26 protein-coding genes are annotated in these 26669 nt (G+C 61.6%); 11 read left to right on the top strand and 15 right to left on the bottom strand.

From position 1 onward, the window contains the following. Positions 1-40: 40 nt before the first annotated feature. Positions 41-1024: an AEC family transporter gene (locus R3X27_RS14485; RefSeq protein WP_317709585.1), complete on the bottom strand. Its 984-nt coding sequence runs from the start codon at positions 1022-1024 to the stop codon at positions 41-43. A gap of 58 nt (positions 1025-1082) precedes the next feature. After that, a complete protein-coding gene (locus R3X27_RS14480) occupies positions 1083-1553 on the bottom strand; it encodes an OsmC family protein (RefSeq protein ID WP_317709584.1) in 471 nt (156 codons plus the stop codon). Between the two features lie 378 nt (positions 1554-1931). Here R3X27_RS14480 and R3X27_RS14475 point away from each other — a divergent pair, with 378 nt between their 5' ends. Further along, a complete protein-coding gene (locus R3X27_RS14475; RefSeq protein WP_317709583.1) occupies positions 1932-2951 on the top strand; it encodes a Gfo/Idh/MocA family oxidoreductase in 1020 nt (339 codons plus the stop codon). Positions 2952-3375: 424 nt separating this feature from the next. Here R3X27_RS14475 and R3X27_RS14470 read toward each other — a convergent pair whose 3' ends face one another. The 3 genes from R3X27_RS14470 to R3X27_RS14460 form a co-directional block, all read right to left on the bottom strand. Beyond that, entirely contained in the window at positions 3376-3855 is a 480-nt protein-coding gene (locus R3X27_RS14470; RefSeq protein WP_317709582.1) for a VPLPA-CTERM sorting domain-containing protein, read from the bottom strand. Positions 3856-4209: 354 nt separating this feature from the next. Then, positions 4210-4992 carry an alpha/beta fold hydrolase gene (locus R3X27_RS14465; RefSeq protein WP_317709581.1) on the bottom strand — a complete coding sequence of 261 codons (783 nt, stop codon included), beginning with the start codon at positions 4990-4992 and terminating at the stop codon, positions 4210-4212. 241 nt (positions 4993-5233) lie between these two features. Further along, entirely contained in the window at positions 5234-6157 is a 924-nt protein-coding gene (locus R3X27_RS14460; RefSeq protein ID WP_317709580.1) for a LysR family transcriptional regulator, read from the bottom strand. Positions 6158-6342: 185 nt separating this feature from the next. Here R3X27_RS14460 and R3X27_RS14455 point away from each other — a divergent pair, with 185 nt between their 5' ends. Continuing rightward, complete coding sequence (locus R3X27_RS14455; RefSeq protein WP_317709579.1) at positions 6343-7128, top strand: 3-keto-5-aminohexanoate cleavage protein; 786 nt, start codon at positions 6343-6345, stop codon at positions 7126-7128. A gap of 307 nt (positions 7129-7435) precedes the next feature. Then, entirely contained in the window at positions 7436-7843 is a 408-nt protein-coding gene (locus R3X27_RS14450; protein WP_317709578.1) for a DUF4864 domain-containing protein, read from the top strand. A gap of 258 nt (positions 7844-8101) precedes the next feature. On the opposite strand, the gene R3X27_RS14445 is transcribed toward R3X27_RS14450, so the two are convergent. Together R3X27_RS14445 and R3X27_RS14440 are read right to left on the bottom strand one after the other, a co-directional pair. Next, the gene (locus R3X27_RS14445; RefSeq protein ID WP_317709577.1) at positions 8102-9043 is read right to left on the bottom strand and encodes a p-hydroxyphenylacetate 3-hydroxylase reductase component; all 942 of its coding nucleotides are present in this window, start codon (positions 9041-9043) and stop codon (positions 8102-8104) included. Positions 9044-9078: 35 nt separating this feature from the next. After that, the gene (locus R3X27_RS14440) at positions 9079-10188 is read right to left on the bottom strand and encodes an LLM class flavin-dependent oxidoreductase (protein ID WP_317709576.1); all 1110 of its coding nucleotides are present in this window, start codon (positions 10186-10188) and stop codon (positions 9079-9081) included. A 300-nt stretch (positions 10189-10488) separates the two neighbouring features. Here R3X27_RS14440 and R3X27_RS14435 point away from each other — a divergent pair, with 300 nt between their 5' ends. Next, positions 10489-11082 (top strand): SHOCT domain-containing protein, encoded by a 594-nt coding sequence (locus R3X27_RS14435; RefSeq protein ID WP_317709575.1) that lies wholly within the window; start codon positions 10489-10491, stop codon positions 11080-11082. A 161-nt stretch (positions 11083-11243) separates the two neighbouring features. Here R3X27_RS14435 and R3X27_RS14430 read toward each other — a convergent pair whose 3' ends face one another. After that, positions 11244-12038: a pseudouridine synthase gene (locus tag R3X27_RS14430; RefSeq protein WP_317709574.1), complete on the bottom strand. Its 795-nt coding sequence runs from the start codon at positions 12036-12038 to the stop codon at positions 11244-11246. Positions 12039-12100: 62 nt separating this feature from the next. Here R3X27_RS14430 and R3X27_RS14425 point away from each other — a divergent pair, with 62 nt between their 5' ends. Further along, a complete protein-coding gene (locus R3X27_RS14425; RefSeq protein ID WP_317709573.1) occupies positions 12101-12571 on the top strand; it encodes a nucleoside deaminase in 471 nt (156 codons plus the stop codon). Between the two features lie 43 nt (positions 12572-12614). Here the strand turns inward: R3X27_RS14425 and R3X27_RS14420 are convergent, their stop codons facing one another. Further along, positions 12615-13175: a TetR/AcrR family transcriptional regulator gene (locus R3X27_RS14420; protein ID WP_317709572.1), complete on the bottom strand. Its 561-nt coding sequence runs from the start codon at positions 13173-13175 to the stop codon at positions 12615-12617. A gap of 197 nt (positions 13176-13372) precedes the next feature. Here R3X27_RS14420 and R3X27_RS14415 point away from each other — a divergent pair, with 197 nt between their 5' ends. The 3 genes from R3X27_RS14415 to R3X27_RS14405 all read left to right on the top strand — a co-directional run bounded on the left by R3X27_RS14415 (position 13373) and on the right by R3X27_RS14405 (position 17448). Further along, positions 13373-15118, top strand: a complete 1746-nt coding sequence (locus R3X27_RS14415; protein ID WP_317709571.1) for a sugar phosphorylase — start codon at positions 13373-13375, stop codon at positions 15116-15118. Between the two features lie 499 nt (positions 15119-15617). Next, entirely contained in the window at positions 15618-16844 is a 1227-nt protein-coding gene (locus R3X27_RS14410; protein WP_317709570.1) for a glutathionylspermidine synthase family protein, read from the top strand. Positions 16845-16863: 19 nt separating this feature from the next. Beyond that, a complete protein-coding gene (locus R3X27_RS14405) occupies positions 16864-17448 on the top strand; it encodes a DUF1190 domain-containing protein (protein ID WP_317709569.1) in 585 nt (194 codons plus the stop codon). 376 nt (positions 17449-17824) lie between these two features. On the opposite strand, the gene R3X27_RS14400 is transcribed toward R3X27_RS14405, so the two are convergent. The 4 genes from R3X27_RS14400 to R3X27_RS14385 form a co-directional block, all read right to left on the bottom strand. Then, positions 17825-18397: a methyl-accepting chemotaxis protein gene (locus R3X27_RS14400; RefSeq protein WP_317709568.1), complete on the bottom strand. Its 573-nt coding sequence runs from the start codon at positions 18395-18397 to the stop codon at positions 17825-17827. A gap of 12 nt (positions 18398-18409) precedes the next feature. Next, entirely contained in the window at positions 18410-20092 is a 1683-nt protein-coding gene (locus R3X27_RS14395; protein ID WP_317709567.1) for a methyl-accepting chemotaxis protein, read from the bottom strand. 30 nt (positions 20093-20122) lie between these two features. Next, positions 20123-20479 (bottom strand): hypothetical protein, encoded by a 357-nt coding sequence (locus tag R3X27_RS14390; RefSeq protein WP_317709566.1) that lies wholly within the window; start codon positions 20477-20479, stop codon positions 20123-20125. Positions 20480-21038: 559 nt separating this feature from the next. Further along, positions 21039-21443 carry an OsmC family protein gene (locus R3X27_RS14385; RefSeq protein WP_317709565.1) on the bottom strand — a complete coding sequence of 135 codons (405 nt, stop codon included), beginning with the start codon at positions 21441-21443 and terminating at the stop codon, positions 21039-21041. A 266-nt stretch (positions 21444-21709) separates the two neighbouring features. Here R3X27_RS14385 and dctP point away from each other — a divergent pair, with 266 nt between their 5' ends. From dctP to R3X27_RS14370, 3 genes are read left to right on the top strand one after another with little or no spacing between them, the layout of a single operon-like run. Beyond that, positions 21710-22711, top strand: a complete 1002-nt coding sequence (gene dctP, locus R3X27_RS14380; RefSeq protein ID WP_317709564.1) for a TRAP transporter substrate-binding protein DctP — start codon at positions 21710-21712, stop codon at positions 22709-22711. Between the two features lie 14 nt (positions 22712-22725). Beyond that, positions 22726-23265 carry a TRAP transporter small permease gene (locus tag R3X27_RS14375; protein WP_317709563.1) on the top strand — a complete coding sequence of 180 codons (540 nt, stop codon included), beginning with the start codon at positions 22726-22728 and terminating at the stop codon, positions 23263-23265. Beyond that, positions 23265-24554: a TRAP transporter large permease gene (locus R3X27_RS14370; protein ID WP_317709562.1), complete on the top strand. Its 1290-nt coding sequence runs from the start codon at positions 23265-23267 to the stop codon at positions 24552-24554. The genes R3X27_RS14375 and R3X27_RS14370 overlap by 1 nt, the downstream gene beginning before the upstream one ends. Before the next feature lie 204 nt (positions 24555-24758). On the opposite strand, the gene R3X27_RS14365 is transcribed toward R3X27_RS14370, so the two are convergent. Then, positions 24759-25676 carry an N-acyl homoserine lactonase family protein gene (locus R3X27_RS14365; protein WP_317709561.1) on the bottom strand — a complete coding sequence of 306 codons (918 nt, stop codon included), beginning with the start codon at positions 25674-25676 and terminating at the stop codon, positions 24759-24761. Between the two features lie 83 nt (positions 25677-25759). Further along, a complete protein-coding gene (locus tag R3X27_RS14360; protein WP_317709560.1) occupies positions 25760-26650 on the bottom strand; it encodes an SDR family oxidoreductase in 891 nt (296 codons plus the stop codon). Positions 26651-26669: the final 19 nt, after the last annotated feature.

Genomic DNA, 26669 nt, shown 5'->3' with positions numbered 1-26669 from the left:
TCCGGTTCGCTCCCGTCCCGCTTCTGTTTCGACCGCATGTTCACCGGTCCTTGTCGATCTGCCACGACGCCTCCAAAGCGACGCCCTGTCGTTCACTCGTCACTGGCAGCACTGAATGACGCGCCGATTCATCGTCGCTCTCCGAGATCCCCAGCGCCGTCCAGACGAGCATGGGCAGGCAGACGAACGTTACGATGGTGGAGGTGACGATCGAGCCTGCGACCTGTCGCGGGTTGTGCTGGAAACGTTCGGCATAGATGTAGTTCACGATGGCCGTTGGCATGGTAGCCAGGAGGAACACGACGCCCGCCGTGATGCCCTCCAGGCCCAGAAGGAAGATCACCGTCAGGGCGGAAATCACCCCCAGCGACAGGCGGGCAAATGCCACCAGCAGTGCCGGGCGCAGATCCGTGACCTGCAAGCTCGCCAGCGATGCGCCCAGCAACATCAGCATGGCCGGCACCATCATGCCGCCCAGCAGCTCGGTCGTGACCAGCACGATCTCTGGCACGGGCAGGCCGGTCCATGTGACCAGCAGAACGGCGGCGACCGCATATATCAGCGGCTGTTTCAGGATCGCCGAGAGCCGCAACGAGCCCGCATAGATCGACAATCCGACTGAATGCTGGACCAGCGCCACCACGAAGAAATAGGCCACGCCAAGCTGCAACCCTTCGGTGCCGAAGGCCAGCAACACCAGCGGCAAGCCCATATTGCCGGAATTGGGCAGCATCAGCGGCGGCAGGAAGCTCCGCACCGGACCGCCGACCGAGAGCAGGATCGCCAGCCCCATGACGCCGGTCAGGGTGATGCACATCAGGGCGGCGCCGGCCATGGTCCGGATGGTGTCCGGCGTGACATGAAGAGATGTCAGCGTGTGGAAGATCAGCGCCGGCGTCGCAACCAGCAGCACCATGCTGCTGAGCGCCCGTGTGTCCAGCCCGACGGAGGACCGCCCCAACAGGTACCCAATCGCGGTGATGATCACGATGGGCCCAAGGATCTCGAACATCTGCGTCAGCATGATGATACGTCCTTTCCGGCCGGTTCTGTGGATGGGGCGGGCGGCGCATGGGGCTGCCTCAGGCCGCGACGCCGTTGAGCGTCCAGTTCTCGATGACTTCGGTGCCCGACTCCTGGAGCATCTTGGAGACGGCGCAGTGGTCGCGCAGATCTTCAGTCACCCGGATAGCCCCTTCGCGCGGGCCGTCAAACTCCGCGGTGATATTCAATGTGACCGACGGAAACGGTATATCGATCGGGTGGATCAGGCGTGTGCCGTGGCTGTCCATCGTGACCTTGATGTCGATCTCCATCGACGTGAAGGCGATCCCGTTGGCCGCGGCGAGCTTGTTGGAAATCACATGCGTGCAGCCCGCGAGCCCCATGAAGACATATTCGACCGGCATCGGTCCCTCATCGGTGCCGCCGCGCTGGATCGGTTCGTCGATGACAACGCTCTTTCCGCGCGCCTCGGCGACGGACTGGGTGTTGGATGTGTGGCGCCCGGTTACGCTGAACTTCCAGATCGGTTTTTCCTTGACGTTCGGCATTCGTGATCTCCGAGCTGTTCACTGTCTGTTTCCCGGAGAGGACGCTGGGCGGACAAAGCAAGGCAATCATGTGCGAAATGCCCGGATGTTCATCCCAATGGCCCGTCCCCTCCCCAAGAGCGTGCCTTGATGAAAGGATCATGCAGTCGATGCGGCTTCATGGGAAATGGTGTTTTGTCCTAGCTGCCTTCAGGAAAGTTGATAGATGGCGCCCCCGTAGGGCATCGGATTCCCTGACGGCGAGCATCAGCTTACATTGTTGGTTTGGATGGAATTCCTGCCGCTATCCTGTCGCGATAGCCTTCCGGCCCGCACCGGATCGGCATGCGCGGGACAACCGCCGGTCGCACAGGACGTCAACATGACAGGGAGCATCTCATGACCGAGGCCAATTCGACCTTCACCGTAGCCATTGCCGGCTTCGGCTGGTGGGGCAAGCATATCGCCAACCGGCTACAGGGGCATCCCTGGCTGCGCGTCGCGGGGATTGTCGAACCGGTGACGGAGAACCATGCGGGCATTCTGGAGATGGGCCTGCCGGCATGGACCGAGCTGGCCGAGCCTCTCGCGTTGGCTCAGGTCGATGCCGTTATCCTGACAACTCCCAACACGCTGCACGAGACGCAGATCGCCGAGGTTGCGGCGGCCGGCAAGCATGTCTTCTGCGAAAAGCCGCTGGGATTGTCGGCGAACAGCGCGCGCCGTTCGGTTGCCGCCTGCGAGAAAGCCGGGGTCCAGCTGGGCATCGGCCATGAGCGGCGTTTCGAACCGGCCATGCTGGCCTTGCGCGCGGCGCTGGACGGGGGAGAGCTTGGGACGGTCATGCATGCCGAGGCCGCCTTCAGTCATGACAAGCTGATCGGGGTTCCCGCCAATGACTGGCGCACGAAGAAGGATATCTCGCCCGCGGCCGGCATGACCGCGATGGGCATCCATCTCAGCGACCTGCTGATCTCCTTCTTTGGCCGGGTCGAAACCTTGCATGCGTTCACGGCCAACCGCTCGCTGGGATGGGAGACGGGTGACGTGGTGACGGTGCAGCTCAAGTTCGAAGCGGGAATGACGGCGACCTTCAGCGCCGTCCTGCACACACCACATTTCATCCGGATGCATGTGTTCGGGACAGAGAAATGGGTCGAGGTGCTCAATGACAGTCATCCGGACACGCCCGATGGCATCGTGCGTGTGCTGACCGCGAAAAGTGGCCAGCCTGTCGAACAACAGGTCCATGCCTGGGAAGATGCCGTGACCCACAACCTTGAGGCCTTCGCGCATGCGGCAGCGGGGCGCGCTGCCTACCCGTTCACGAATAAGGAGATGGTGCACAATATTGAGGTGCTCGAAGCGATCGCGCTCTCAGCCGAAACCGGAAACTCGGTTGCACTGTCGGATATCTGATGCGGCGGACGCGGATGGCCAAGGTCAAAAGACGGGTGCGAGTTCGAGCGCCCGGAGTGCCATCCTTTGAGAGACGGCGTCGGGAAATGGGGCGAAAAGGTGGCAACCGGCCATTTCGGCCAATTGGAAACAGTTTGTTTCGAAAAGGTTCTGCGGAGAGGGTTGGTTAACAAGAGGCCCCGAACGTCGATTGAATCCTCGCTCCCCAGGGCGCAGCCGCGAATCGGACACGGGCTTTCAGAAGGCATTTTCCAGCGATCTGCCTTTCCGGAAAGAACCTTCCAAAGGCTTTAGGCAGGCGTGGATTGAGAAACCATGCAGCCCGTTGCAATAAAGGCCAGATCGGTTATCTGCAAAATTGCTCTCGACGGAAATGAAGAAGGCCGCCCTAAAGGCGGCCTTTATCTCGAACCATTGACAGGCGTCAGGCAGTGCGGCGCCGGAATGCAGCCAAACCACCCAGTCCACCGATCAGGAGCAATGCGGACGCCGGAAGCGGCACAGCCGAAAGAGTCCAGTTGCTTGGGTCATAGTCACTATTGGCGAACGTGGTGCCATTGTCGATGTCGTAATACGTGTAAAGGCTTGAAGAGCTTTGAATTGCAAAGCCTTCGGTGCCTGATGCGTTCGCCATTATGAAAAACTGGTCCAGCCCATCAATGGTGAACAAATTCTCACCGCCACGGAACTGCACGATGTCATCGGAATGCGTCACGCCGTTCATCGCAAGGCTGATGGGTGTTGTTCCCAAAACGGTATTGCCATCGACACCGAGCTCGCCCGAAAACGATCCAGATATGACATCAGCACCGTATGTGTATGTGAAGTTCCACACAGCAGCGGCTGCAGGTGCCGCAAATGCAATTGCCCCAGCAACCGCCGCAGCCAAAAATTTTATCTTCATCTCTACTTCCGTCCTTTGAGTTCTTCAAGGAAACGGCCCCCGATAGCAACGTTGCCACACGGAGTATCCTCTTGCAACCCATATAAGTTAACAGATCAGGGCTGGCCAGTCGAAAAGACGCCCCGAAGCAACTGTCTGCAATTGTGTCTTTTTTTAGACGGGCCGGGTACAGTCTGCTTTGGCGTCGGTCAAGTGTCGATCTTGAAATGTGGAGAGCGCCGCTATTTGACATAGCGTCATATTCAGCGGTGATGACGGGTGAGCGCGACCTGCCGGGAGGGCGCCCCGCAAACGGGCGTGGCCCCGTCGGTGCTTGGCGTCAGGAGGGTTGGGCCGGTCGACCCGCGCCCGGCTTCATTCGGCTTCAAGTTCGAGGAAACCGAGGATCGCGAGGTTGAGATCCTTTGGGCGGTCGACATTGACGATGTGGCTGGCGCCGGGAACAACGGCGTATTCCGAACCGGGGCAGGCCTGTGCCATGGTGAGCATTGCCTCGGGCGGGGCCGCCTTGTCCTCGGCCCCGGCAACGAACAGGGTCGGCACGCGCATCTCGCCCAGCCGACGCAGGTAGTCCAGCCCAATCAGCGCGTGGGCGCAGCCGCGATAGCCTTCGTCGGTCGTCTGCAAGAAGCTCTCGCGCAGCGCCGCTTCCCGCTCCGGATACGCGCGTCTCGTCTCTTCCCCAAGCCACATGCCGACCGTGCCGTTCCACACCGCTTCCATGCCGCCGCCTTCGAGCATGGCGAGGCGGTTGTGCCAGTTCTGGATGAACGGTGGCGGCGCGTCTGCGCGGGCGGCGCAACAGACCAGCCGGTTGATCCTGTCTGGCGCCGTCAGCCCCAGCCCGAGTGCGGTCATGCCGCCCATGGACAGCCCCAGCACGCTCGCGCTCTCAATCCGGTGCGTGTCGAGCAAAGCCAGCACATCTCCCACGATATCGTCGAAGCTGTACGGGGCTGGCGGTGTCGGGCTCCGGCCATGGCCGCGCGTGTCGCAGCGGATCACCCGGTAGCAGGACTCCAGCAGCGGCATCTGAGCGTCCCACATGGCGTTCGTGGCGCCAAAGCTGTTGAGCAGCAGTAACGCGGGGCCGTCCTCGCGGCCGGAAACGGTGGAGTGGAGTTTCTGGGATGTCATGCGGTCTCGGCTTTCTGGTCTAGAGGCGCTGAGGCGCCCTGTCCGGTTTGAAACTGGCGTGGTTCGCCCGCCGCCGACCCCGCAGAGAGTGAGATCGGCGGCATGGCGACATCGCCGCCTTCTTCAAAAATACGGGCAAGTGCGCATACAGAAGAAATAATAATAGATCGCAGAGGGCATCAGGATTTTTGATGCCCTGACTCACACATACCCGGCGCTGGAGCGCCACGGCGGCGATCTGTCAGCTCGGGCTGAACGGGTCGATTTCCAGGGCGGAGTTGAGCTCCTCCTGGAGAATGTCGGCAAAGGCCTGGGTGGCGGCGCTGAGCGGGCGTTTGCGCGTCTCGATCCGCATGTAATCGACCATCAGCGGCGGGTCGGCCAGCGGCGCCACCTGCCGCGGGCCACCCTCCAGATCCGGCAGGCACATGATGCCCGGAAGGATTGTCACCCAGTCCGAGTTTGCGACCATGTCCAGCGTGCCATGCATCGTGTCGAGTTCCATGAGATCACTGACATTGATCTGGTTCGCGGTGAGATAGTTCTCGATCCGCCGCCGCCGCGCATTTCCGGCGCCGGGCAGGACCAGACGCAAGGGAGAGAGGTTTCGCAGCAGGACACCGTCTTTCGCCCTCGGAATCTCGCGTTCCGAGCTCCAGACGAGGCATTCCAGATCCGTTCCCATCCGTTTCGAGATCAGCGAGTCGTCGAGATCGATGAAGGCAGGCACGACTCCGAAATCCAGCCGCCCCTCGCGCACTTCCTGTAGCAGGATGCCCGAATAGGACTCGGAAACCGAGAGGCGAACCTCCGGATATTCCTTGGCAAATCGTTTGAGGACAACCGTCAGCACCGCGCGGGTGAAGGTCGGCATCAGCCCGACATGCACATGGCCGACAACCGTCTTGGACAGGTTGATCAGCCGTTCCTCGGCGACCCTCGCAGCAGCCAGGACCTTGATCGCCTCCTTGTAGAAGGCCCGCCCCACCTCCGTCGGCGTCACGCCGGAGGAACTGCGCTTGAACAGGCTCACGTTATAGCGTTTTTCAATCTGGCTGACATGCATGGACAGTCCGGATTGCGTGGCATTCACCTTGTCCACAGCCGCCGAGAACGATCCCTGTTCATAGACCGCGACGAAGTAACGAAGTTGCTGGAGCTTCATTGGGCTATCCGATTTTCTTATGGAGGCTATTCCACATTGTTCTTATTTGTGAAGGGTCGGCTTCAGGTATTTTTCGCCAGACCATTGTCTGGGGAGCAAGACATGCCTGAATTCCATTGTCCGGGGTGGCCCGGAAGCCGCCCAACTGACGTTTGCGTTGCCATTGTCAGGCCAGGAGCGGGGCGATGAGCGCGCTGCCCCGCCTGATGGTGGCGCCCAATGGCGCGCGGCGCGGCAAGGTCGATCATCCGGCGCTGCCGATCACCGAGGACGAGACCGTCGAGACGGCCCGCGAGTGTCAGCTGGCCGGCGCCGACGGGATCCACCTGCATATCCGCGATGGCTCCGGCGCCCATCTGCTCGATGCCGGGCGTTACGGTGCGCTGCTCGATCGGTTGAGAGAAGAGGTGCCGGGCATGTATCTGCAGGTCACTTCGGAAGCGGCAGGTCGCTATGAGGCGGAGCAGCAGCGCGCGATGATGCACCGTCTGAAGCCTGACAACGTGTCGGTTGGGTTGCGCGAAATGGTGCGCCACTCCGATGACTGGCCGGCTGCGCGCGACTTCTATTCCTGGGCGCAGGAGAGCGGTGTCGGAATCCAGCATATCCTCTATTCCCCGCAGGATGTCAGTGCGTTCGCCGAAGCCTGCGCGAATGACTGGATCCCCGGGAAACGTCACTCCGTTCTGTTCGTTCAGGGCTGCTACGCCCATGGGTCGCGCAACAGTGTCGAACTCGAAGCCTATCTGGACCCGCTCGACCATATGGAAATCGACTGGATGGTCTGTGCCTTTGGTGCCGCGGAAACCCGGAGCCTTGTTCGGGCCGCGGAGCTTGGGGGAAAGGCACGCGTCGGGTTCGAGAACTCGATGTGGCATGCGGACGGGACCCTCGCGCGGGACAATGCCGAGCGCGTGCGCGAGGTGGATGCCGCGATCCGCGCGCTGAACGTCCCGACGGAACAGGTCTGAACAGGCAGATCTCGCCCGTCCCGGAGACCGGTGCCGCCTGGCCGGTCTCCGGGATGGTGGCCACCAAACTGTCTCGCGTAGCCCCCGAATAGCCTCGCAGGAGCCGAAAAGCCCCGCCAACAAAGCCCCTTTCATGCGCATTGCCGACAGTCGGGAGCGCCATCAGGCCTTCGCTCATCGGAGCCTGCCAAAATGGGTGTGTGGATCGGCACGTCATCGTTTCCCGCATTCGCGAAGCAGGACGTTTCGGCGCGACACCTTTCCTGAGCGTCACCTCGCGCTATCTCGAGACAGGGAGGTGACGATCATGATTTACAGAACCATCGCGATATTGCTTGTAACACTCTTTCCGCTCGCATCGGCTGCACAGCAGTCGCTCAGCGACATCCAGCAAGTCATCCGCTCGCAGCTTCAGGCCTTCGAGAAACGCGATCTCGAAGGCGCATTCAGCTTTGCGTCCCCAAACATCAAGACAATCTTCCAGAGCCCGAAGCAATTTGGTCAGATGGTCGAGCAAGGTTACCCGATGGTTTGGAAACCATCATCCGTTCGCTTCGGTCCAACCGTTTCCCGGTCCGGAGCTGACTATCAGGTTGTCGTATTCCGGGACAGCGAAGGCCGATATCACGCGTTGGAGTACGAAATGATCCCGACGGAGGATGGCTGGAAGATCAACGGCGTTCGGTTTGTCGAAATGCCTGACGTCGGGGCCTAAGCGTCGGGTCTGGTTTCGCATCTGGTCGGCGATATCACGTCGCGCGAAGTCGGAAACACGGCAACGCCGAGACCTGCTGGACCTAGCTGCTTTATCGCCAAGAGACGCGACGGATGACGGGCCTGTTCCAGTCGGCTTTTGGACTGACTGCGGAGCCCTCTCCTGAAAAAGATGCGACCGCACCGGGGGAGGAAACCGGTTCGGCCGCATTTCGGGTCGGTCCCGACCCAGTTACGATAGACGAGACGAGCCGGCCGGTCAGCTTTCGATCAGCTGGCGCAAAACGCCGGTGAAGGTCTCGATCTGTTCGTCGCTGAAGGCTTTGAAACTCTCCTCGGCATGTGCATCCGCGAGGTCCCAGCACTTGTCGGCCTTGGCCTGACCGGCCTCCGTCAGCCCGTATCCGGACCCGGCCTTCTCGAGCAACCCGGTCGCGATCAGGGTTTGCACCGCAGCACTCGCCTCCGGAACCGGGCTGTGCAAGTGGATGACCAGTTCCTCGATGGTCAGGCCGGACAGGTCGTTGAGAACAAGCAGGGTCCGTGCCTCAATCAGGCTCAGCCCGAGGGTGTCCAGCTTCGGCAGGTATCGCTCCTGGTAAGCCCGCACGGCCCGCAGCATCATGAAGAATTTGTGATTGCCCATCCGCCCGCGATCGACGTCGCGCGCGGCGCCCTCTGCCGCTTTCGGAACGCTGTCCGGGTGGTTGAAGAGCACGGAATAGGAGCCTTGATGAAAGCAGAGCGGCGAGCGCCCGAAATCGTCGAACGCAACCACACGACCGATAAAGATCCAGTGGTCGCCGCCATCGAGTTTGCCATAGGTCTCACACTGGAACCGTCCTGCGCAGTTGGGGAAAAGCGGCGCGCCACCGATCCCTTCTTCCCAGTCATGGCCGGCAAACTTGTCTTCCTGCTGGCGTGCGAAGTGGTTGGACATCGCCATCTGGTCCGAGCCAAGGATGTTGACCGCGAAATACGGCGCTTCTTCGAAGACCTTGCAGCTCGGCGTGCCCTTCATGCTGCTCCAGAGGATCAGCGGAGGGTCCATCGAGAGCGAGTTGAAGCTGCTCGCCGTCACGCCCACCGGCGTACCATCGGGCGCGCGCGTGGTGATGATCGTCACGCCGGTTGCGAAATTGCCCAGTGCCCGCCGGAATGCTTTCGGATCAATGTCGGTATTCTGCGTCATCACGGTCATGTCCTGTCTCCGGATGGGGGATCTGTGGCGGCGTCTCAGGCGGCGGCTGCGCCGGTTTCGGACTTGGTCGCCTCGGTCAGGAGCGGCATCACCTTCTCTGCCATCAGGACCATGCCCCTGCGGCCAAGGTCGTAATCGGCCCAGTCATGGCCGGCATAGATCAGGTGGCGGAAGGGGCCGGTCTCTTCGCGGAAGGCGAGGACCTGATCGGCGACCGAGGACGGGTCGCCATGGATCACCAGCCGGTCAAGCACGTAATCCAGCGTGACCTCGTCATCGGGCATGGCCTGATCTTCCTTGAAGAGGTTCAGCCGCCCGCCCGCGCGCATCTTGGTCAGAAGCTGAGAGTAATAGAGCACATAGGGGCTGCCGGGATCGCGCGCATAGGCCCGCGCGGTTTCCATATCCTCGGCCACGCAGATATTCTTGGCGACGCGCCAGTTGGCGTAATCGGCGGAGATCCCGGCCTTCTCGCAGCCCTCGACATATTTCGGCCAATGGGTGGCGACCCATTTTGGCATCAGGAAATTCGCGGAGATCGGCTGCCAGCCGCGCTCGGCCATGGCGGAGACGCCCTTGGAATAGGGGGCCACGGCGGTTCCGACGATGGGCGGATGCGGATCCTGGTAGGGCTTCATGATGTCGCCCTGGCCGATCTCGCGCATCATGGTGCGCTCGGTCGAGACCTCCCAGAAATCGCCCTTCAGATTGTAGGGCGCCTCGCCGGCCCAGATGTCGAGCACCATGTTGATGCATTCGACAAACATCGCGTTGCGATCCTTGTCCATCGATCCGAAGGCTTCGGCATCCGACATCAGCCCGCCAGGCGAGATGCCGAAATTCAACCGGCCTTCCAGCATATGGTCCAGCATCGCGACCTCGGCCGCGACGCGGGCGGGGTGTGAGTTGGGCAGGTTCACCGTGCCGGTGCCAAGGCGGATATTCTTCGTCTCGTAGGCAAGGCTGGCGAGGAAGGCGACGGTCGAGGTAATGATCTCGGCCTGGTCGGTCGTGTGCTCGCCGCAATAGGCTTCCGCGAATCCCAGCTGATCGGCAAGGAGAAAGGCTTCGCGATCTTCGGCCAGGCTCTGCGCATAGGGCTTGCCCAGCGGATGAATCGGCATTGTAAAGAAAGACAGCTTCATTGGGTGTTCCTCCGCTTTGCATGAACTCTGAAGCAGTCGAGGCAACCGAAAAACTGAATCTTTCTGATGTTCTCCATCCTTTTTCCTGATGGCGCAGCGATACGGCCTGTCCGTTGCAGGGCGGGCGAGCGGTGTCCTGTTGTCCAGCGCGGAGTGCCCGCGGGTCATTCGGCCGGGCAAGCGCTTGGGTCATTGCTGTCCGGTCCGTTCGCAAATGAGTTGGGTCGGTATCAAAAGGGGCGGGCTTCAAATCTTGACAGCGACGAGCCCCTGATCCCTTCTTGGGCGAGGGGGATCTTGATGGACAGGTTCGAGACATACAGGGCTTTGACCGAAGCGCGGGACTGGCCGGGGATTTGCAGGCTGAACGGCGTCGAGCTGGACAATGTCGGCATCAACCGGGAACTGGATGTGCTGGCGGACTTCCTCGAAGATGGGGAGGTCATCTTTGCGCTCACCTCGGGGAACATGTCCCAGACAGACAAGTCGAATTCCTACGATTTCGGCCCCAATACCTGGTTGGTTGCCCTGACCAGCGAACGGTTCCTGGCGATCGACCACTCGATGCTCACGAGATCCGTGGCGATGCATTCCATACGGCATGAATGGGTCGAGAAGGTGTCGGCTGCGCAGGGCTGGATGCTTGGCAAGGTGATCATCGATCTCCGGGATCACTCGGTCGTCATCCGTGTCTTTCAGAAGGCGTCAGCTCCGGTCTTTACCGAGTTGGCAGGCCGCTGGCTCGCCACCTTCCGCTCAGAGAGGCGGGACGCGGAGACAGCGACCCCGTCACCGATCGATCAGTTGGAAAAGCTCGGTGCCCTGAAATCTTCGGGCGTGCTGTCCGAAGAAGAGTTTGAGGCCAGGAAACGGAAAATCCTCGAGCAGATGTAATGCTTTGACCAGAGCCGCGCCCGACCGGGGGACGCCCGGGCGGGCAACTCTTTAATATGCGGACCTGTCGCCGTTCCCGGACCGGACTTTCAAGCGCAACCGCGCCGCGCAAGCGGCGCCACCGCCGCTCGGGCTCTGCCCGGCGGCACGCCCGCGCGCGCTCAGCGCCGCCGCCGCTGGGGTTTCCGCTTGGGAGTGGCTGCCGGTTCGAAATCCTTGTCGAGGCCGAGCTGGTCGCGCAGGACGCGCCCCTTGACCTCTTCGACCTCGCCGGGTTTGAGCGTGCCAAGGCGGAACGGGCCGTAGCTGATGCGGATGAGACGGTTCACCGTCAGCCCGATGCTCTCCATCGCGCGCCGGATCTCGCGGTTGCGGCCCTCGCGAATGCCGACCGTGATCCAGGCATTGGCGCCCTGCTGGCGATCGAGCGTGACGGTCATCGGCTGGAAGCGTTCGCCGTCGATGGTCTTTCCCTTGCGCAGCGGTTCCAGACCCTCGTCCTTGGGGCGTCCATTGACCCGCACCCGGTATTTTCGCACCCAACCGGTCGAGGGCAGCTCCAGTCGCCGCTTGATCCCGCCATCATTGGTCAGCAGCAGCAACCCTTCCGAGTTGATATCCAGCCGGCCAACCGAAAGCACCCGGGGCATCTCCTCGGGCAGCGCGTCAAAAACCGTCTTGCGGCCCTTCTCGTCCCGCGCCGTCGTCACCAGCCCGGTGGGCTTGTGGTAGAGCCAGAGCCGGGGCGGCTCGGCCTCGGCGAGGGGCACGTCATCGACGGTGATCTTGTCCGCGGCGGTCACGTTGAGCGCGGGACTCTCGATTGGCGTCCCGTTGACGCTGACCCGGCCAGCTTCGATCAGGCGCTCGGCCTCGCGGCGGGAGGCGCGGCCTGAGCGTGCGATGACCTTGGCGATCCGCTCGCCGTCTTTTGGGGGCTGTGATGTCTCTGTCATGCCCCCCGATACGCCGCGCCGCTGCTCTTGCCAAGGGCGACGCGAGCGGGCAGGGGGAGAGAATGAGCCCGTTCACGAGCCATATGGAGACCGCGCTCGAGGAAGCGCGCGCGGCCGCCGACCGCGGCGAGGTGCCTGTTGGCGCCGTGCTGGTCGATCCGTCGGGCCGCGTTGTGGCCAGGGACGGCAACCGGACGCGCGAGCTTTGCGATCCGACCGCCCATGCGGAGGTGCTGGTCATCCGGGCCGCCTGCAAGGCGGCCGGCTCCGAGCGGCTGCCCGGGCACCGGCTCTATGTCACGCTTGAACCTTGTCCGGCTTGCGCGATGGTGATCTCCGCGGCCCGGATCGAACGGCTCTACTACGCGGCGGCGGATCCGAAATCGGGCGGCATCGCGCAAGGCCCGCGGATTTTTTCCCATCCACAGGCGCATCACGTGCCCGAGATCTATGACGGGCTCTGTGCGGAGGAGGCGGGGCAATTGCTCCGGGCGTTCTTCGCTGCGCGCCGGCAGGACATGTCCGGCGATTGATGCGGAGCAAGGCGTGAGGTGAGACCGAGCGGCGACGGGGCGCCTAGACGCCGGCCAGTTTCAGTGTTGCTATCTTCAGGGTCTGCAGAAGATCGAGCAGATGCGCCCGGTTCGAGGCGGTGGTTTTTGCGGCCTTTGCCATGCGTTGCACAAAGTCGGCAAGCTGTTGGACACCGAGACCGTTTTCACCGATCGCCGCCTTATGCGGTGCCAGCAGCTGCGCCAGCAGGGTGCGGACCTGCGCATAGGCGGCGTCGATCTCCGCCTGCGAGATCGAGTTGAACCCCTCGACGAGATCCGCCGAGTTCGGAGCTTCCATCAGCAGGTCATACGCGCTCACGACAACGCGGTCGAAGACGAGATCAAGCTGCGCGCCGAGCTCGGTGGTCGTCTCCAGCCCGGCCAGAATCTCGACATGGGCCTGCTCGGCATGGTCACGGATCAATGCGCAGAGCACGGCATCCTTGTTGCTATAGGCGTTGTAGAGCGTCTGGCGCGAGATCCCGGCTTCTTGTGAGATGTCATTCATGCTCGTGCGCTTCACGCCGTAGCGCAAAAACAGCCGCCTGGCCGCGTCAAGAATGGTTGCTTCCCGGTCTTTCATGGCAAAACTTTTGACAGTCGGGGGCAGATTGTCAATGTCGGGCGATGCTGCCGACATGCCCTGCCTGCGAGCAAGCGCCACTTTGCGAGGCATTGCCCCTTGTCGGGGCGGCCTGTCCGAAAATGCATGCCATTGGCGCTTGAAACCGGTTTCGTTTTCGCCACAACTCAGTCGGAACGACCCGGAGAGCGCGCCCCATGTCCAAATCCGCCACGAAATTCACAGCCAAGCTCGATAACTTGCTGGAACAGATCTACCCGCAGGGCGATATCCCGGCCCTGCGTGCGGAGATTCTGGACGCGTTCTGGCCCGAGGGGACCGGGTATCGCACGCGCGCCCGCCCGCCCGGCAACAATCTCTGGGACGAGACCGACACGCTGGTCATCACTTACGGCAACTCCATCGTCGACGGGGTTCACAAGCCGCTCGACCTGCTGCGCCACTTCCTTGAGGAGAACCTCGCCGGGGTGATCAGCGGCGTGCATATCCTGCCCTTCTTCCCCTTCACCTCCGATGACGGTTTCGCGGTGACCGACTACCGATCCGTCAATTCCGCGCTCGGAAGCTGGTCGGACATCAACCGCATCGCCGAGGAATTCAAGCTGATGTCGGACCTGGTGCTGAACCATGTCTCCAGCTTCTCCAACTGGTTTCAGGACTACCGCCAGGGCAAGCCGCCCTTCGACCGCTTCTTCTTCGAGGCCAGCCCCGAGGATGACCTCTCGGAGGTCGTTCGCCCCCGCACCACGCCGTTGCTGCGCAAGGTCGATACCGCGATGGGCGAGCGCCATGTCTGGTGCACCTTCAGCCATGACCAGGTCGATCTCGACTTCTCGAACCCGGAGGTGCTGCTCGAATTCCTCCGTGTCATGCGCCTGCATATCGATCATGGCGTCCGGATCATCCGGCTCGACGCGGTGGCCTTCCTCTGGAAGGAGATCGGGACCAGCTGTATCCACCTGCCGCAGACCCATGCCATCGTGCGCATGATGCGCCTGCTCTTCGACTATGCCTCCGAGCGGGCCGTGTTGCTGACCGAGACCAATGTGCCCAATGCCGAGAACCTCTCCTATTTCGGCAACATGAACGAGGCGCATTCGATCTATAATTTCTCCCTGCCGCCACTGATCCTGCACGCGCTGCTGAACGGCACCGCGCGGGAGCTCAACCGCTGGCAGATGGCCATGCCGCCGGCGCAGCTCGGTTGCGCCTATCTCAACTTCACCGCCTCGCATGACGGTATCGGCATGCGCCCTGTCGAGGGGCTGCTCAGCCAGAAGGAGACGGATGCCATTGTCGACACGGTGCGCAGCTTTGGTGGCAAGGTCTCAATGCGCTCGCTGCCGGGCGGCGGCGAGAAGCCCTATGAGCTGAACATCACCTGGTATGATGCAATGGCGGGCACGGTCGAGGGCGCGGATGAGTGGCAGTTCGAGCGCTTCCTGTGTTCGCAGACCATCGTCATGGCGCTGGAGGGCCTGCCAGCCTTCTATATTCACGCGCTTCTGGGCACGCCGAACGATCTGGAGGGGGTCGAAAAGACCGGCATCAACCGGGCGATCAACCGACACCGCTGGGATTACGACGAGCTGCGGGCACGGCTCACCGATCCCGAGAGCACGCAAGCGCGGGTGATGGCGGCGTTGAAGGCGCGGATTGCTGTCCGGGTGAAACAGAAGGCGTTCCACCCCAACGCGACGCAGTTCACCCTGCATCTGGGCGAGGATCTCTTCGGCTTCTGGCGCCAGAGCCTCGACCGAGCGCAATCGGTCTTCGCGATCCACAACGTGACCGACCGGGAGATCCGCATGCCGGTCCTGTCGATCAACCTGATCGGTGGCGAGCAATGGATCGACCTTTTGAGCGACGAATTCATCGACGCGGCCAGTGGCGAGATCGTCTTCGCGCCATATCAATGCCGGTGGATCTCAAACCGACATTGAGGGACCGGGGCGGGTTGGCGGTGGTCTTGCCAAGCGCGGTCAGCGGCGTTTTGCGGAGAAGGACGATCTGCGCGCCTCTGGCCCGGTCAGCCTGCATGGTGGGCTCAGGACCGAGTCTCCCGAAAGGGCGAAAACGGGTCGCCCGGAGGTCACAGGGACCAATCTCGACAACCGCGCCTGCCGGTTGAATTCCGAGACGCCGGTCGCCCGGTTCATCGCGCCGCTTCTTTGAAAGCCGTGGCGCCCGCGCATGACAGAGGCCGTCATCGCCCGAGCGGGTCGCAAACACAGGCGTCCGACGCCGCAATGCGCAAAGCTGATCGGTCATGTCTTCCTCCCGCGGGGCGCGGTCTCGGCAGCGTTCCGGTCCGGGCGTGACAGGAGCGTGGTCAAGAGCAGCGCTGCGGGATCTGCCGTCTCACGGCGCAAACCGGGTTGAAGACCTTGCTGCGACAGGACATGAAAAACAGACAAGGGTTGGCGGGAGAGGAGTCGCTACATGGAAAAGATCGTTCTTCCGGAACGACCGGGCTGGCGCGACGCGGCCCGCGATCTCGGCTTCACATTTGCCGACATGCATGGTGAGCCTTACTGGGAGGAATCCAGCGCCTATCGGTTTACCCTCCGGCAGATCGAGGACGATATCGAGGACCCCTCCACCGAGTTGCATGCGATGTGCCGGGATGCGGTCGCGCGGATACTGGCCAGCGAGGCGCTGCTGGAAAAGCTGGGCATTCCCGAGGCCTATTGGCCGCTCGTCGCGGAAAGCTGGCGCCGCGAAGACCCCGAGATCTATGGGCGGTTTGACCTCGCCTATGATGGCACTGGCCCGGCGAAACTGCTTGAATACAATGCCGATACGCCGACATCGCTGTATGAATCCGCCTCCTTCCAATGGCTCTGGCTTGAGCAACAGATCGAGTTTGGCGTGCTTCAGCGCGGTGATGATCAGTTCAACGGCATCCATGAGGCACTGGTCGAGCGGTTCCGGGCCGTCTTTGCCGAAGGGACCGATCTCCACTTCGCGGCTGCGGCTGATACAGCCGAGGATTACGCCACGGTCGAATGCATGGGCTGGGCAGCGCGCGAGGCCGGACTCGGGGCGCATTACACGGACCTGGAACAGATCGGGTTGAGCACCGATGGTCAGTTCATCGATGCCGAGGACCGGGTGATCGGCACGCTCTTCAAGCTCTATCCCTGGGAGGACCTGCTGCGCGACGATTACGCGGCGCGGCTTGCCGATTCCGGGTGCCTGATGCTGGAGCCTGCCTGGAAGGCCGTTCTGTCGAACAAGGGCCTGCTGCCGGTGTTGTGGGAGATGTTCGAGGGCCATCCGAACCTGCTGCCGGCTTTTTTCGATGCCGATATCGGGGCGGCGTTGGCCGGCCGGGGCGGTGCTGCGCCGGATGTCGCAGGGCTGTTCGAACGATCCGCCGACGCCCTCTCGACGGGCTATGTTCGAAAGCCGCTCTTCTCGCGCGAAGGCGCATCTCTGTCGATTGTCGAGGGCGGCGAGACGACCGAGGCTTCGAGCAACGAGGCTTATTCCAATTACCCCAAAATCGTTCAGGCCTATCACCCGCTCCCGGTGTTCGAGGGCTTCCGCCCGGTGGTCGGGGCGTGGGTCGTTGGCGACACCTGTGCCGGGATGGGGATGCGCGAAGACCGGTCCCGCATCACCCAGGACCTGTCGCGGTTCAAGCCGCATTTCATCCGCGACTGAAGAAGGGTAGGGTACTGCCATGACAAAACGTTCGAGAACCGTTGCACTTTGTATCCTTGGCGCCGCCGCCTTCACGCTCTCCGGATGCCGTGAGGAGCAGGTGGACGCGCAGGCCTTCCCTGATCTTGAGAGTTGCAAGGAGGCCGCCGCGGGAGGCGACGGACTCCTGACGGCAGCCGATTGCGAGGCGGCGATCGCCGAAGCCGAGCAGTTGCATGTCGAAACCGCGCCGCGCTACGACAGCCTTGAGGTCTGCGAGTCCCAGCATGGTGAAGGCGCTTGCGGATCGGAAGAGGCGGTTGCCAGTGGCGGGTCGGGCAGCATCTTCATGCCTTTGCTCACCGGCTACCTGATCGGCAACATGCTGAGCGGACGCGGCGGCTACGCGCGCTCCCAGCCGATGTACCGCACAGCTGACGGCAAATTCGCCAACGCGTCCGGCTCAAACGTCTATTCGGGCAATTCCGGCAAAGCCAAACTCGGCGCGAACCAGTTCACGAAACCTCCGACCACGATCGGCAAGACGCCTATGACCAAGGCCAGCGTCGCTTCCCGGGGCGGGTTCGGAAAGACCGGTGGGGCGCGTGGCGGATATGGCGGGTAGGCGTGTGAGCGGACCGGCTGGCCCGGGTACGCGCTCCAGCGCATCCCCTGCATTCCGCCCGACGTTCAGGCCCCATTGAGCGAGGCGCCGCGCGCTTGGATCCTCGCGGTCCTTCGCGTCGCAATGCCTTCGAGACCGATGGCGGACTGGTCGAGGCGGGAGAGGAGGCCAGCGATCCGCTCCTATCGGTCCGCATGAACTTTCGCGTCGAGCGTGTCCACCGGGTCCACGACATTGTGCGGGTCCATTTTGCGCCATAGGTCAAAGAAAACTGATGCGTACGATCCGCCAATCCCTGACGAGCGCAAGCCCCTGCGATCGCGACTGCAAGGTGGTCTTTGGTTGCCCTGAAAAACAAGGAAGGCAGTACACTATTCTATGCTGCCACCTCACGACACGGCCCCTCTTGCCGATCATCCGCACCCACATGGAACCTTGCTACGTTTGCGGCAAGATTTCGGGCTTCCTGGGACATTGACAATGTGGCCGCGACAGATTCTTCAGACATCGCTGCGTTCTGCTGAATGGCTTGGTCAAGTTGGCTTACAGCGTTGCTGATTTCATCAATTCCGGTTGCCTGCTCCCGCGAAGACTGGGCGATTCCGGCTACGTGACCGGAAATCCGGGAAACGGATTGGACGATTGTCTCCAGTGCCTCTCCGACATTGTCAACCAGCGTCACCCCCTGCTCGACCTGAGAGCCGCTTTCCGAGATCAAGTCATTGATTTCGAGAGCCGCCTCGGATGCACGTTGAGCCAGAGCGCGAACCTCCGATGCAACCACGGAGAATCCCCTTCCAGCCTCTCCGGCACGGGCGGCTTCGACGCCTGCATTCAACGCCAAGAGGCTCGTCTGGAAAGCAATATCCTCGATCACATCGATGATCTTCGAGATCTTCTTGGAGGATCCGTCGATCGCGCTCATCGCAGCGACAGCTTCCGTTACCACAAGAGAGCTCTTCTAGGCCTGATCGCGCGCCGTTTTCACGATGCCGTCCGTCTCACTGGCACGTTCGGCCGATTTCTGGACGGAAGAGGCGACTTCTGTGATCGCAGCTGCGCTCTCTTCCAGCGAACCTGCGGATTGCTCCGACCGGCTGGAAAGGCTCACCGCAGCTTCGCTCAACGATGCCGCGTTCTGATTGATCGTTCCGGCACTCATGGAAATCGATCGGATCGTACCGGCGAGGGTATCGATCGCGAGGTTGTAGTCGAGGCGCAATTGCTCATAGCCTACACCAAACTGCGTTTCGATATGGGCATCAAGTTTACCGTCCGCCAGATCTCGCAGAGCTTTGGCAAGCGAGTCGACGACCATTGCTTGCTCCTCTTGACGTACTCGCTGTTCCGATTCCGCTGCGCGCTCGATCTCGGCAAGGCGTTTGTCCTCGGCCTCTTTTGCCTCTCGTTCCCGCCGTTCCGCTTCGCGTTGCGCCGTGTGTTCCCTTTCAAGGCGCTCAAGGCGGTCGGCCTCCGCGCGTTCTCGGTCCTGTTCCTGATCCCGTTGCAGTCTTTCGCGGTCCAGCCCGCTCTCTCGAAACTCTTCGGCGGCCTGTGCAATGGCACCGATCTCGTCCATTCGCGACTTGAACGGCACAGAGATTTCGTAATTTCGACCTGCCAACTCTCCAATTACGCTCGAGAGTTCGGCAAGAGGGCGACCGATCCGACGCGTTGCTGCAAAAAACTCTACCATGGCGACGCAGATGCCACAGGCCAAAACCAGAGACACGACGGCAATTGTCGTTGTCCCGGTTGACTTTGCACGCTCGACAGATGCCGCCATGGCCTGCATGGCGTTGCCTTGCTCCGAGCGCAATATCTCAATCACTGCGGATAACCGTTCGAGGAGCGCTTCGAGACTTTCCCGCTTTGCCTGGACAGCCGTCTTGAACCGTTTTGCTGTTTCCTCATTCAAGGCCTCCAAGGCACGATTCACCTTGGGAACACGGCGCGACTGCATGCGCACGAACTGCGCCTGGGCTTTCTCCGGTTTCGCGATTATTTTCTCGGCAACATAATCGACCATGCTGCCTTCGGCCTTCCGATATGCGCCTATGAGTGCAGACAGGTCTTCGTCCGGGGCAACGTATCCGGTCGACCAACGCGCGAACTCGGTTGCCGCGGGATCCGTTGGCAATCCGTCGAATACACCGAAACGAGTTGCCTCATCGACGGATTTCAGAAAACGCGCATTCACGACCGCAATATGTTCGAGAAAGCCGGGCAGGCTGTACTCGATCTCGTCAAACACGAAAACGAATTTCGACGACTGTTCATGAGTGGCGAGTGTAGCGTCCATGCTCTCCCGTAAGCTTGCAAACTCCGACGCGAGCCGTTGGTTGTCGGACGTCGCTGCGATCTGCCCGAGTTCGTCCATGAGGTTCGCAATTCGGGCTTCTGTCGGCGCATCTTTCCGGGCACGACCGAAATAGGATACCGCGGCGACTTCGGTCTTCGCTGCCGTTTCGGCAAGAAGCGCCGCTCGTTCTGCCTGAGGCAACACTTCTTCGGCCGCGACATTGACCGTTTGCGTGAAAGAGCGCGCACCGTAAACACCGACGCCGCCCACGACGGCTGCAATCCCCAGAACGATGCTGAACACCACGACCAGTTGTTTGGAAATGCTCATTGATTGCAACATGTTCCGCGCTCCATCTCTGTCAGAATATGGTCAATCGATATGAGCGAGATGCTCAAAGACCTCGGCAAGTTCATCCTTCACCTGGATCAGGAACATCTTGTCGCCGGTCTCCTTGTCGTCACCCAAAGCGATGATGGCAGTTGCGGGATGTACGACCGCATCTACATGGCCAACAACCGGGCTGAAATGATCGTACATCTCGATGTCGACGCCGATTTCCTCGAACGCTTCACCATCATGCCAAGCGGCTTCGATCCCATCGAGGTCCAATGCCATCGTCTCGTAGGCACTGTCCGCTACGAAATTCAGGACCTTTGCGTCTTCCGGCGCTTCCGAGGCATGCTCCCGCGCGCCATCAACGCCGATCTGCACCAGTTCTTCCTGCATTGCGATGAGCGCATCCGCGTCCACATCGCCTGTTTCGAGCTGTTAGACTGTGTCCGCCACGATCGACCGGAACTTGTCGGTTTCCATGGCGACAGCGCTGGTACAGGCGGCCGTCGCAAGCAATGCGGCGAGGAAGGTTTTGCAGGTTGTTGATATCTCCGGAGTGATTTGGCGCGTGAGTCCTGGCGATCTCCGTCTAACAATCGGTAAAGCGGGCTCCGTTCATACCCGAAGACGTCGGGTCAATCCGACGATCGTGCCAGAAGGGCTCTGGGTGCGCGCCAAGGTGTTTGGTCGGGCTGGAGTTTGCCGACATCGACCACTCAGACCCCGGCGACCAGGGTCGAGCCATGGGACCGCCATCGGTCCGAGGATCATGGCGTGTCAGGTCCAGATACTGCATATTGTGCCGCTACGCGCGGTCCGGCGATCCGAACGTATCGAGATGTCCGAAGCCTCTTTCGGGCGTTTTCCTTGCGTCTGCAGCCGTCGAGGATGAGGGGACACCGACCCTTTCAGTCCCTGTGCACTCCCGCCTCCACCATCCGGATCGGGTTCGTCACCCCGACCGGTCAAGATCGAGCGAGATCGTGCAATTGAGCGTATTGCTGATCGTGCAGATCGATTTCGCGTGTCGCAGCAATTCGGTCGAGATGTCGGCGTCGTCTGTCAGGCGCCCAACGACGCGGATATCGACTGACCCCAGGCGGTTGGGAAGATCCGTTGCCTTCTTTCCCGCCACTTCGACCGAGAAGGGCGAAAGCCTTTGATTGCGTTGTTCGGCAACGATTTCAAGCGACTTCGCAATGCAGGCGCCGAGAGACGCCAAAAGAAGATCGACGGGCGTTCCGTGTGGCGGAACGGCTGCGAAATCTTCATCTTGCCCGGCGTAGAGCAAGACCCCATCGCCATTGGACCGGACACTGATCGGTCCGAACGATCTTGGTTTGATCCTGATCCCCATTCATGAGTTCCCTGATATGGACACCGCATACCGCCGATGCTGCGCTTCATTCGCGGGTTCGTCAATCGACCTTTCCCGGCGACCGCGTGAACGCCGCAGCGGATAGTGCACGGTGACAAACCGGGTTTTTGGCCCGTAGGGTGAAAGAATCGGGCCTGTGCGCTTTCGCAGCCGTGGCACAACGAATACAACGGAAAACAGACCGGCATCCGGGAAACCACCCGGAGATTTCCAACAGACAGGACGGACGTCCAGGAGGTAGCACTATGAAACACCTGATCGGGAGCTTTGCCCTTGGGTTCGCTGTTTCTCTTTCACCCGCGGTTGCCGAAGAGTGGCGCGTGAACAACTTCCTGCCAGAGACCCGTCCGGAATCCGCGGAGTTGGAGCAATTCGTTTCCGAAGCCAACGAAGCGCTTGGCGGAGAGCATGAGCTGAAGCTCTATAGCGGCGGATCTCTGGGTCTGCCCAACACCGACACTCTGCGTTTTCTTCCCAAGGGCGCCGTCGAGATGAGCCTCATGTGGGCCAATTATCTCGGCCGCGACGCACCGGCGCTCAGCTCGGTTGTCGTTCAGGGAACGATCGGCTCGATCGAGGAGTTCGAGAAGGCCATCCCCGTGGTCAAGGAGATCTACGAGGAGGAATTCACCGAGTGGGGTGTTTCTTCGGTCGGCTACGTCGCGATCCCGATGCTCATGGTCTCGGTCTTTTGCGGCGAAGAACCGGTCAACACGCTTGAAGACCTGAAGACGAAAAAACTGCGCGTCTGGGCCCGCGATCAGGTCGAGACCTTCACGCGTCTTGGCGTTTCGGCCCAGATCATTCCGCAGGAAGAACTCTATGTCGCGATGAAGACCGGTGTTGTGGATTGTGCGCTCTATCCCGCGCTCTATGCGCACACGGTCTCGCTACAGGAAGTGTCCAAACACGCCTCCTTCCTCTACCCGATGGCGTCCGGTCCCTACGTGATCGGCGTCGCATCGGACCGTTGGGACGCTGCCGACGACGCGTTCAAGACCGCTGTCACGAAAGCGGCGGACGACCTTTGGGAACGCACCAACCAATATGACGACGATATCGAACGCGAGATGAAGTCGCGGGAAGATCTGGTGGCGCAAGGTCTCACCTGGGGCGATGACTTCCCCGAGGCGGACCGGGCACAATTCGTCGAGTCGGTGACCGAGGTCTGGGCCGAACTGGCCGAAGAGGCCGGCGGAAACGCACAGGGCTATCGCGAGCGCGTTCTGGAAGCACTCGGTCGCTGAGCGGGAAAGACCAGATGGCCCGATCTTTCGGATTTCTCGTGGCGCAGGTTCTGCGCGGGCTCGCCTTTGCCTGCGCCATCGCGGGATCTCTGGGGATCGCGGCCATCGTCTGCATCATCTCGACCAGCGTCGTGATGCGAAAGCTCGGCACGCCGCTGCACGTGACCGAAGAGGTGGTCGGCTTGTTGCTGAGCGTCTCGCTGCTGCTCGCGCTTCCCATGATCACCTTGCGGGCCCAGCATGTCCGGGTGGCGCTTCTGGTCAACGCGGCTGGCGGCGTCTGGCTTCGGGCCCTGACGGTTCTCGGGATGCTGTTGAGCCTCATCTTCTTCGGCTGGCTCATGCTCGAGATAATCCCGTGGTTCGAGTTCGCCTATGATCGCAACCTTAAGACGCAGACCTCGCGCCTTTTGCTCTACCCGTGGATGGCTGTGATGCCAGTGACCATTGTTTTGACAATGGCAATCCTGTTGGCCCGGTTGGTCGGTATTCTTCCCGAAGAGAAAGAGGACGCGCGGCCAGGCTTCACCGATCAAAGCGAGACGATGACCTGATGTTCTGGACGACCCTGATTGGCGGGCTCGTTGCCACCGCGGGCACGGGCATGGCGCTTGGCGCTGCGCTCGGGTTGACCGGGCTGGTAATCCTGCATGTTTTTTCAAATGGCGCCACATCGCTGGCCGTGGATGCGATCTGGAACGTCTTCAACTCCTTCACGTTGAGCGCCGTTCCGGTCTTCATCCTGCTTGGCGAGATCCTGCTGCGCAGCGGCGTCAGCGAGCGCGCCTACACGGCCTTCTCGCCGCTGTTTCGCCGGGTGCCGGGCGGGTTGCTGCACACCAACATTGCCGTGTGCACCCTGTTCGGCGCGGTCAGCGGCTCAAGCCTGTCCACCGCGGCGGCGGTGGGGTCGGTTGCCTATCCGGAGATGACGAAACGCGGCTACAACAAGGATATGGTTGTCGGCAGCCTTGCCGGCGGCGGGACGCTTGGCTTGTTGATCCCGCCGAGCCTGTCCTTTCTCATCTACGGTGCACTGACGGAGACCTCCATTGGCCGTCTCTTCGCGGCGGGCATCGTGCCGGGCTTGATGGTGGGCAGTTTCTTCATGGCCTACCTGCTGGTCCGATGCGCCCGTGATCCGTCCCTTGCTCCGCGCGACGAAAGCCACGCGTCGCTGTTCGAGATCATTGCCGGGTTCCGCCATATCTGGCCAATCCTCGCCCTCATCGCGGCCGTCATCGGCAGCATTATCGGCGGGTTGGCAACGCCCACGGAATCGGCCGGGCTCGGGGTGATCTTTGCGATATTGCTGACCTCTATCTGGGGCGATCTGACCTTCCGCAAGCTGCTCGACGCGATCTATCACTCGGCGTTGCTTTTCGCGTCGGTTGGCTTTCTGGTGCTTGGCGCGACGATCCTCGCGAAATCCGTGAGCATCCTTGGTGTCCCGCAACAGATCCTGGAAACCGTCGCGGAAAGTGGCCTCGGTGCATATTCGGTGCTCCTGATCGTGGTGCTGATCTATCTGCTGCTGGGGTGTTTCTTCGACGGCCTGTCCTTGATGATCATGACCCTGCCAGTGGTGTTTCCGCTTCTGACGGGGTTGGGCTTCGATCCGATCTGGATCGGCGTCGTCATCACCATCGTCATCGAGATTGGTCAGGTAACGCCCCCGGTCGGACTGAACCTTTCCGTGTTGACGGCTCTGACGAATAACGAGGTCAGCCTTGGTCGCGTGGCGATTGCCACGGTCCCCTATTGGCTGATCCACCTCTTCGCAATCGTATTGCTGAGCCTGTTCCCGATCCTGGCGTTGTTCTTGCCCAACCTGCTGTTCTGAAGACGTTTGAACGGCGCTTGCAGCGAAGTTCGGCTGTTCGTCGATGCCGTCGAAAAGCCCTGCGCGGCGTGGCGCTGCGGTGTCGCGGCGGAGGCACCCGACGGTTCCACGGACACCTTTATTGGAGACAACGACTCGGGTATGAATTACCGTCCCGTCCTCGGTTCGTGCTCTGAAAAACCCTGTCTCGTATCAGTCCGTGTGCTACGCCTCCGTCGATTGGGGCGTGCGGCGGGTTGCCCGCGACACGACCTCTTCGGCGGAGAAGTCATGCGATGCGACAATCGTGAGACCCGGCAGACGCTCCTTGAGCCGCCGGACCTTGGCGCCTGACGCAAGCAGCGCTTCCGTGTCGCCTGTTCCTGGGAGGACTCCCTGTTCCAGCAGCGCGGTCTCATAGGTCAGGTCCCCCACAAGAAGGATCGGGTCCCAGCCGTCCTGGCGGATCAACATCGACATGGAACCGGGTGTGTGCCCCGGCGTCGGCAGCAGGATCATCGTGCCATCCCCGGCAATGTCGTGGATCCCCTCGAAGCCGTCGAAAAGCGGGTCGTCTGTCGGCGTGAAAGAAACCTGCCGCCAGTTTGCACCCGGGATCTCAATGTGTTCACGCAGAATCCATTCGCGTTCCGGGTGGGGCTCCGAAAGGATCGCCCATTCCCGCTCGCTGACCAGCAGATCGGCTTGCGGGATCTGTGCGATCCCGCCGACATGGTCGAAATGCAGGTGGGAAATGACGGCCATGCGGATGTCGCTGGCAGCCACTCCCGCACCAGCCAGAACATGGTCGATGCGGTCGCGCTCGGTCAGGTGGAAGCGAAAGATCCGCGGCAGCAGGAAGCGCCCGATCGCCTGGTTGATATAGCCCTCTTCGGAGAGGATCGCCGGATCGATCCCGGTATCGAACAGCACCAGCCCGTCACGATGCTCGATCAGGAAGCATTGCAGGGGCAGGGGGACCCAGTGTCGGCCAAGGAAGACCCACCAAAGCTGCGGCATCCTGCTGCCGTAGCGGTGCTCGCGATGTTGTTCCGCCTGTCCGACACGGAGGACCCTCAGCGACGCGATGGTCCGTTCGGGTGTGAAGGATGTACCGGAAAGCTCGGTTTGTGTGTCGGCCATCTGCGATCCTTTCTGATTTGTCGTGATGGATAGGACGGTGGGGTGTCTCTGTTTGTGCGCGCGCAAGCGCCCCGGCATGTTCGTCAATCTCCCGTCCCGACGGCGTATCTAGCTGGCCGGTCCTCCGAACTGGATTTCGCCATCGAACGGAAATGATCGGCAAGCCGGTGCGTGCCGTGGGGAAGGCCAACCATGTCCATCGCCATGGCTGTGAGAAAGAACTGTGCCGGCCCGTGGATGCGTCGCGGCGTGAGCCACGGCAGGACGCGCAACGCGAGCCGGCGCAGGTTGTCCGGAAGATGGGTGATCCTCGCGGGCCGTCCGAGAGTCTCGAAGGCCAGTTCGGCAAGCGCGGTATGGCTGAACGCGTCGGGCCCGCCGAGATCGAGCCAATCTTGCCCGGCCTCGATGGCATCGGCAGTGGCCGTCGCAAGGTCGGCGCCGTGGATCGGGTTGATCCTGTGCGATCCATCCCCAAACAGCCAGACCCGGCCCGAACGGGCCATCGACAGGAAATCACCCATATCCGTGAAGAACCCCGACGGCGCGATCACGATCGATGCAAGCGCCGAGGCCTGAAGCGCGCGAACGAAGGCGGTCTTGGCCGCCACGAGCGGCACGGTGCGCATGTTTTCTCCATTCAGAACATGGATATAGGCGAAGCGTCCGACGCCTGCGCGTTCGGCCTCCCGCAGCAGGTTCACATTGGCCTGGTAGTCCACGTCGTGATAGCCGAGCCCGTCGGATTGCCGGGTGATCCCGAGAGCGGACAGGACGAGATCAGCGCCGTCCATGACGCCGACCAGCGTTTCGGGGCGCGTTGCCTCGGCCTCGACAAGGCTGTCGGCCGCAAGCTCGCGTGCGCGGCTCGCGTCGCGGACAAGCGCGATCACGTAGGCGCCTCGGCGGGAGAACTCTGCGCAGAGATGCCGTCCGAGATACCCCGTAGCGCCGGCGACGAAAACGGTCTGCATTGTTGCTCCTTTCCTGCGC

The organism is Tropicimonas sp. TH_r6, from assembly GCF_033101155.1.
Lineage (GTDB): Bacteria > Pseudomonadota > Alphaproteobacteria > Rhodobacterales > Rhodobacteraceae > Tropicimonas.
Note: the sequence above shows the minus strand (reverse complement) of the source record. Positions and strands in the feature narration are given on the sequence as shown.

What these genes read in the sequence shown, in the direction of transcription:
- R3X27_RS14485 (WP_317709585.1), bottom strand. Translation starts at nt 1,024, where the DNA reads ATGCTGACGCAGATGTTCGAGATCCTTGGGCCCATCGTGATCATCACC.
- R3X27_RS14480 (WP_317709584.1), bottom strand. Translation starts at nt 1,553, where the DNA reads ATGCCGAACGTCAAGGAAAAACCGATCTGGAAGTTCAGCGTAACCGGG.
- R3X27_RS14475 (WP_317709583.1), top strand. Translation starts at nt 1,932, where the DNA reads ATGACCGAGGCCAATTCGACCTTCACCGTAGCCATTGCCGGCTTCGGC.
- R3X27_RS14470 (WP_317709582.1), bottom strand. Translation starts at nt 3,855, where the DNA reads ATGAAGATAAAATTTTTGGCTGCGGCGGTTGCTGGGGCAATTGCATTT.
- R3X27_RS14465 (WP_317709581.1), bottom strand. Translation starts at nt 4,992, where the DNA reads ATGACATCCCAGAAACTCCACTCCACCGTTTCCGGCCGCGAGGACGGC.
- R3X27_RS14460 (WP_317709580.1), bottom strand. Translation starts at nt 6,157, where the DNA reads ATGAAGCTCCAGCAACTTCGTTACTTCGTCGCGGTCTATGAACAGGGA.
- R3X27_RS14455 (WP_317709579.1), top strand. Translation starts at nt 6,343, where the DNA reads ATGAGCGCGCTGCCCCGCCTGATGGTGGCGCCCAATGGCGCGCGGCGC.
- R3X27_RS14450 (WP_317709578.1), top strand. Translation starts at nt 7,436, where the DNA reads ATGATTTACAGAACCATCGCGATATTGCTTGTAACACTCTTTCCGCTC.
- R3X27_RS14445 (WP_317709577.1), bottom strand. Translation starts at nt 9,043, where the DNA reads ATGACCGTGATGACGCAGAATACCGACATTGATCCGAAAGCATTCCGG.
- R3X27_RS14440 (WP_317709576.1), bottom strand. Translation starts at nt 10,188, where the DNA reads ATGAAGCTGTCTTTCTTTACAATGCCGATTCATCCGCTGGGCAAGCCC.
- R3X27_RS14435 (WP_317709575.1), top strand. Translation starts at nt 10,489, where the DNA reads ATGGACAGGTTCGAGACATACAGGGCTTTGACCGAAGCGCGGGACTGG.
- R3X27_RS14430 (WP_317709574.1), bottom strand. Translation starts at nt 12,038, where the DNA reads ATGACAGAGACATCACAGCCCCCAAAAGACGGCGAGCGGATCGCCAAG.
- R3X27_RS14425 (WP_317709573.1), top strand. Translation starts at nt 12,101, where the DNA reads ATGAGCCCGTTCACGAGCCATATGGAGACCGCGCTCGAGGAAGCGCGC.
- R3X27_RS14420 (WP_317709572.1), bottom strand. Translation starts at nt 13,175, where the DNA reads ATGAAAGACCGGGAAGCAACCATTCTTGACGCGGCCAGGCGGCTGTTT.
- R3X27_RS14415 (WP_317709571.1), top strand. Translation starts at nt 13,373, where the DNA reads ATGTCCAAATCCGCCACGAAATTCACAGCCAAGCTCGATAACTTGCTG.
- R3X27_RS14410 (WP_317709570.1), top strand. Translation starts at nt 15,618, where the DNA reads ATGGAAAAGATCGTTCTTCCGGAACGACCGGGCTGGCGCGACGCGGCC.
- R3X27_RS14405 (WP_317709569.1), top strand. Translation starts at nt 16,864, where the DNA reads ATGACAAAACGTTCGAGAACCGTTGCACTTTGTATCCTTGGCGCCGCC.
- R3X27_RS14395 (WP_317709567.1), bottom strand. Translation starts at nt 20,092, where the DNA reads ATGTTGCAATCAATGAGCATTTCCAAACAACTGGTCGTGGTGTTCAGC.
- R3X27_RS14390 (WP_317709566.1), bottom strand. Translation starts at nt 20,479, where the DNA reads ATGCAGGAAGAACTGGTGCAGATCGGCGTTGATGGCGCGCGGGAGCAT.
- R3X27_RS14385 (WP_317709565.1), bottom strand. Translation starts at nt 21,443, where the DNA reads ATGGGGATCAGGATCAAACCAAGATCGTTCGGACCGATCAGTGTCCGG.
- dctP (WP_317709564.1), top strand. Translation starts at nt 21,710, where the DNA reads ATGAAACACCTGATCGGGAGCTTTGCCCTTGGGTTCGCTGTTTCTCTT.
- R3X27_RS14375 (WP_317709563.1), top strand. Translation starts at nt 22,726, where the DNA reads ATGGCCCGATCTTTCGGATTTCTCGTGGCGCAGGTTCTGCGCGGGCTC.
- R3X27_RS14370 (WP_317709562.1), top strand. Translation starts at nt 23,265, where the DNA reads ATGTTCTGGACGACCCTGATTGGCGGGCTCGTTGCCACCGCGGGCACG.
- R3X27_RS14365 (WP_317709561.1), bottom strand. Translation starts at nt 25,676, where the DNA reads ATGGCCGACACACAAACCGAGCTTTCCGGTACATCCTTCACACCCGAA.
- R3X27_RS14360 (WP_317709560.1), bottom strand. Translation starts at nt 26,650, where the DNA reads ATGCAGACCGTTTTCGTCGCCGGCGCTACGGGGTATCTCGGACGGCAT.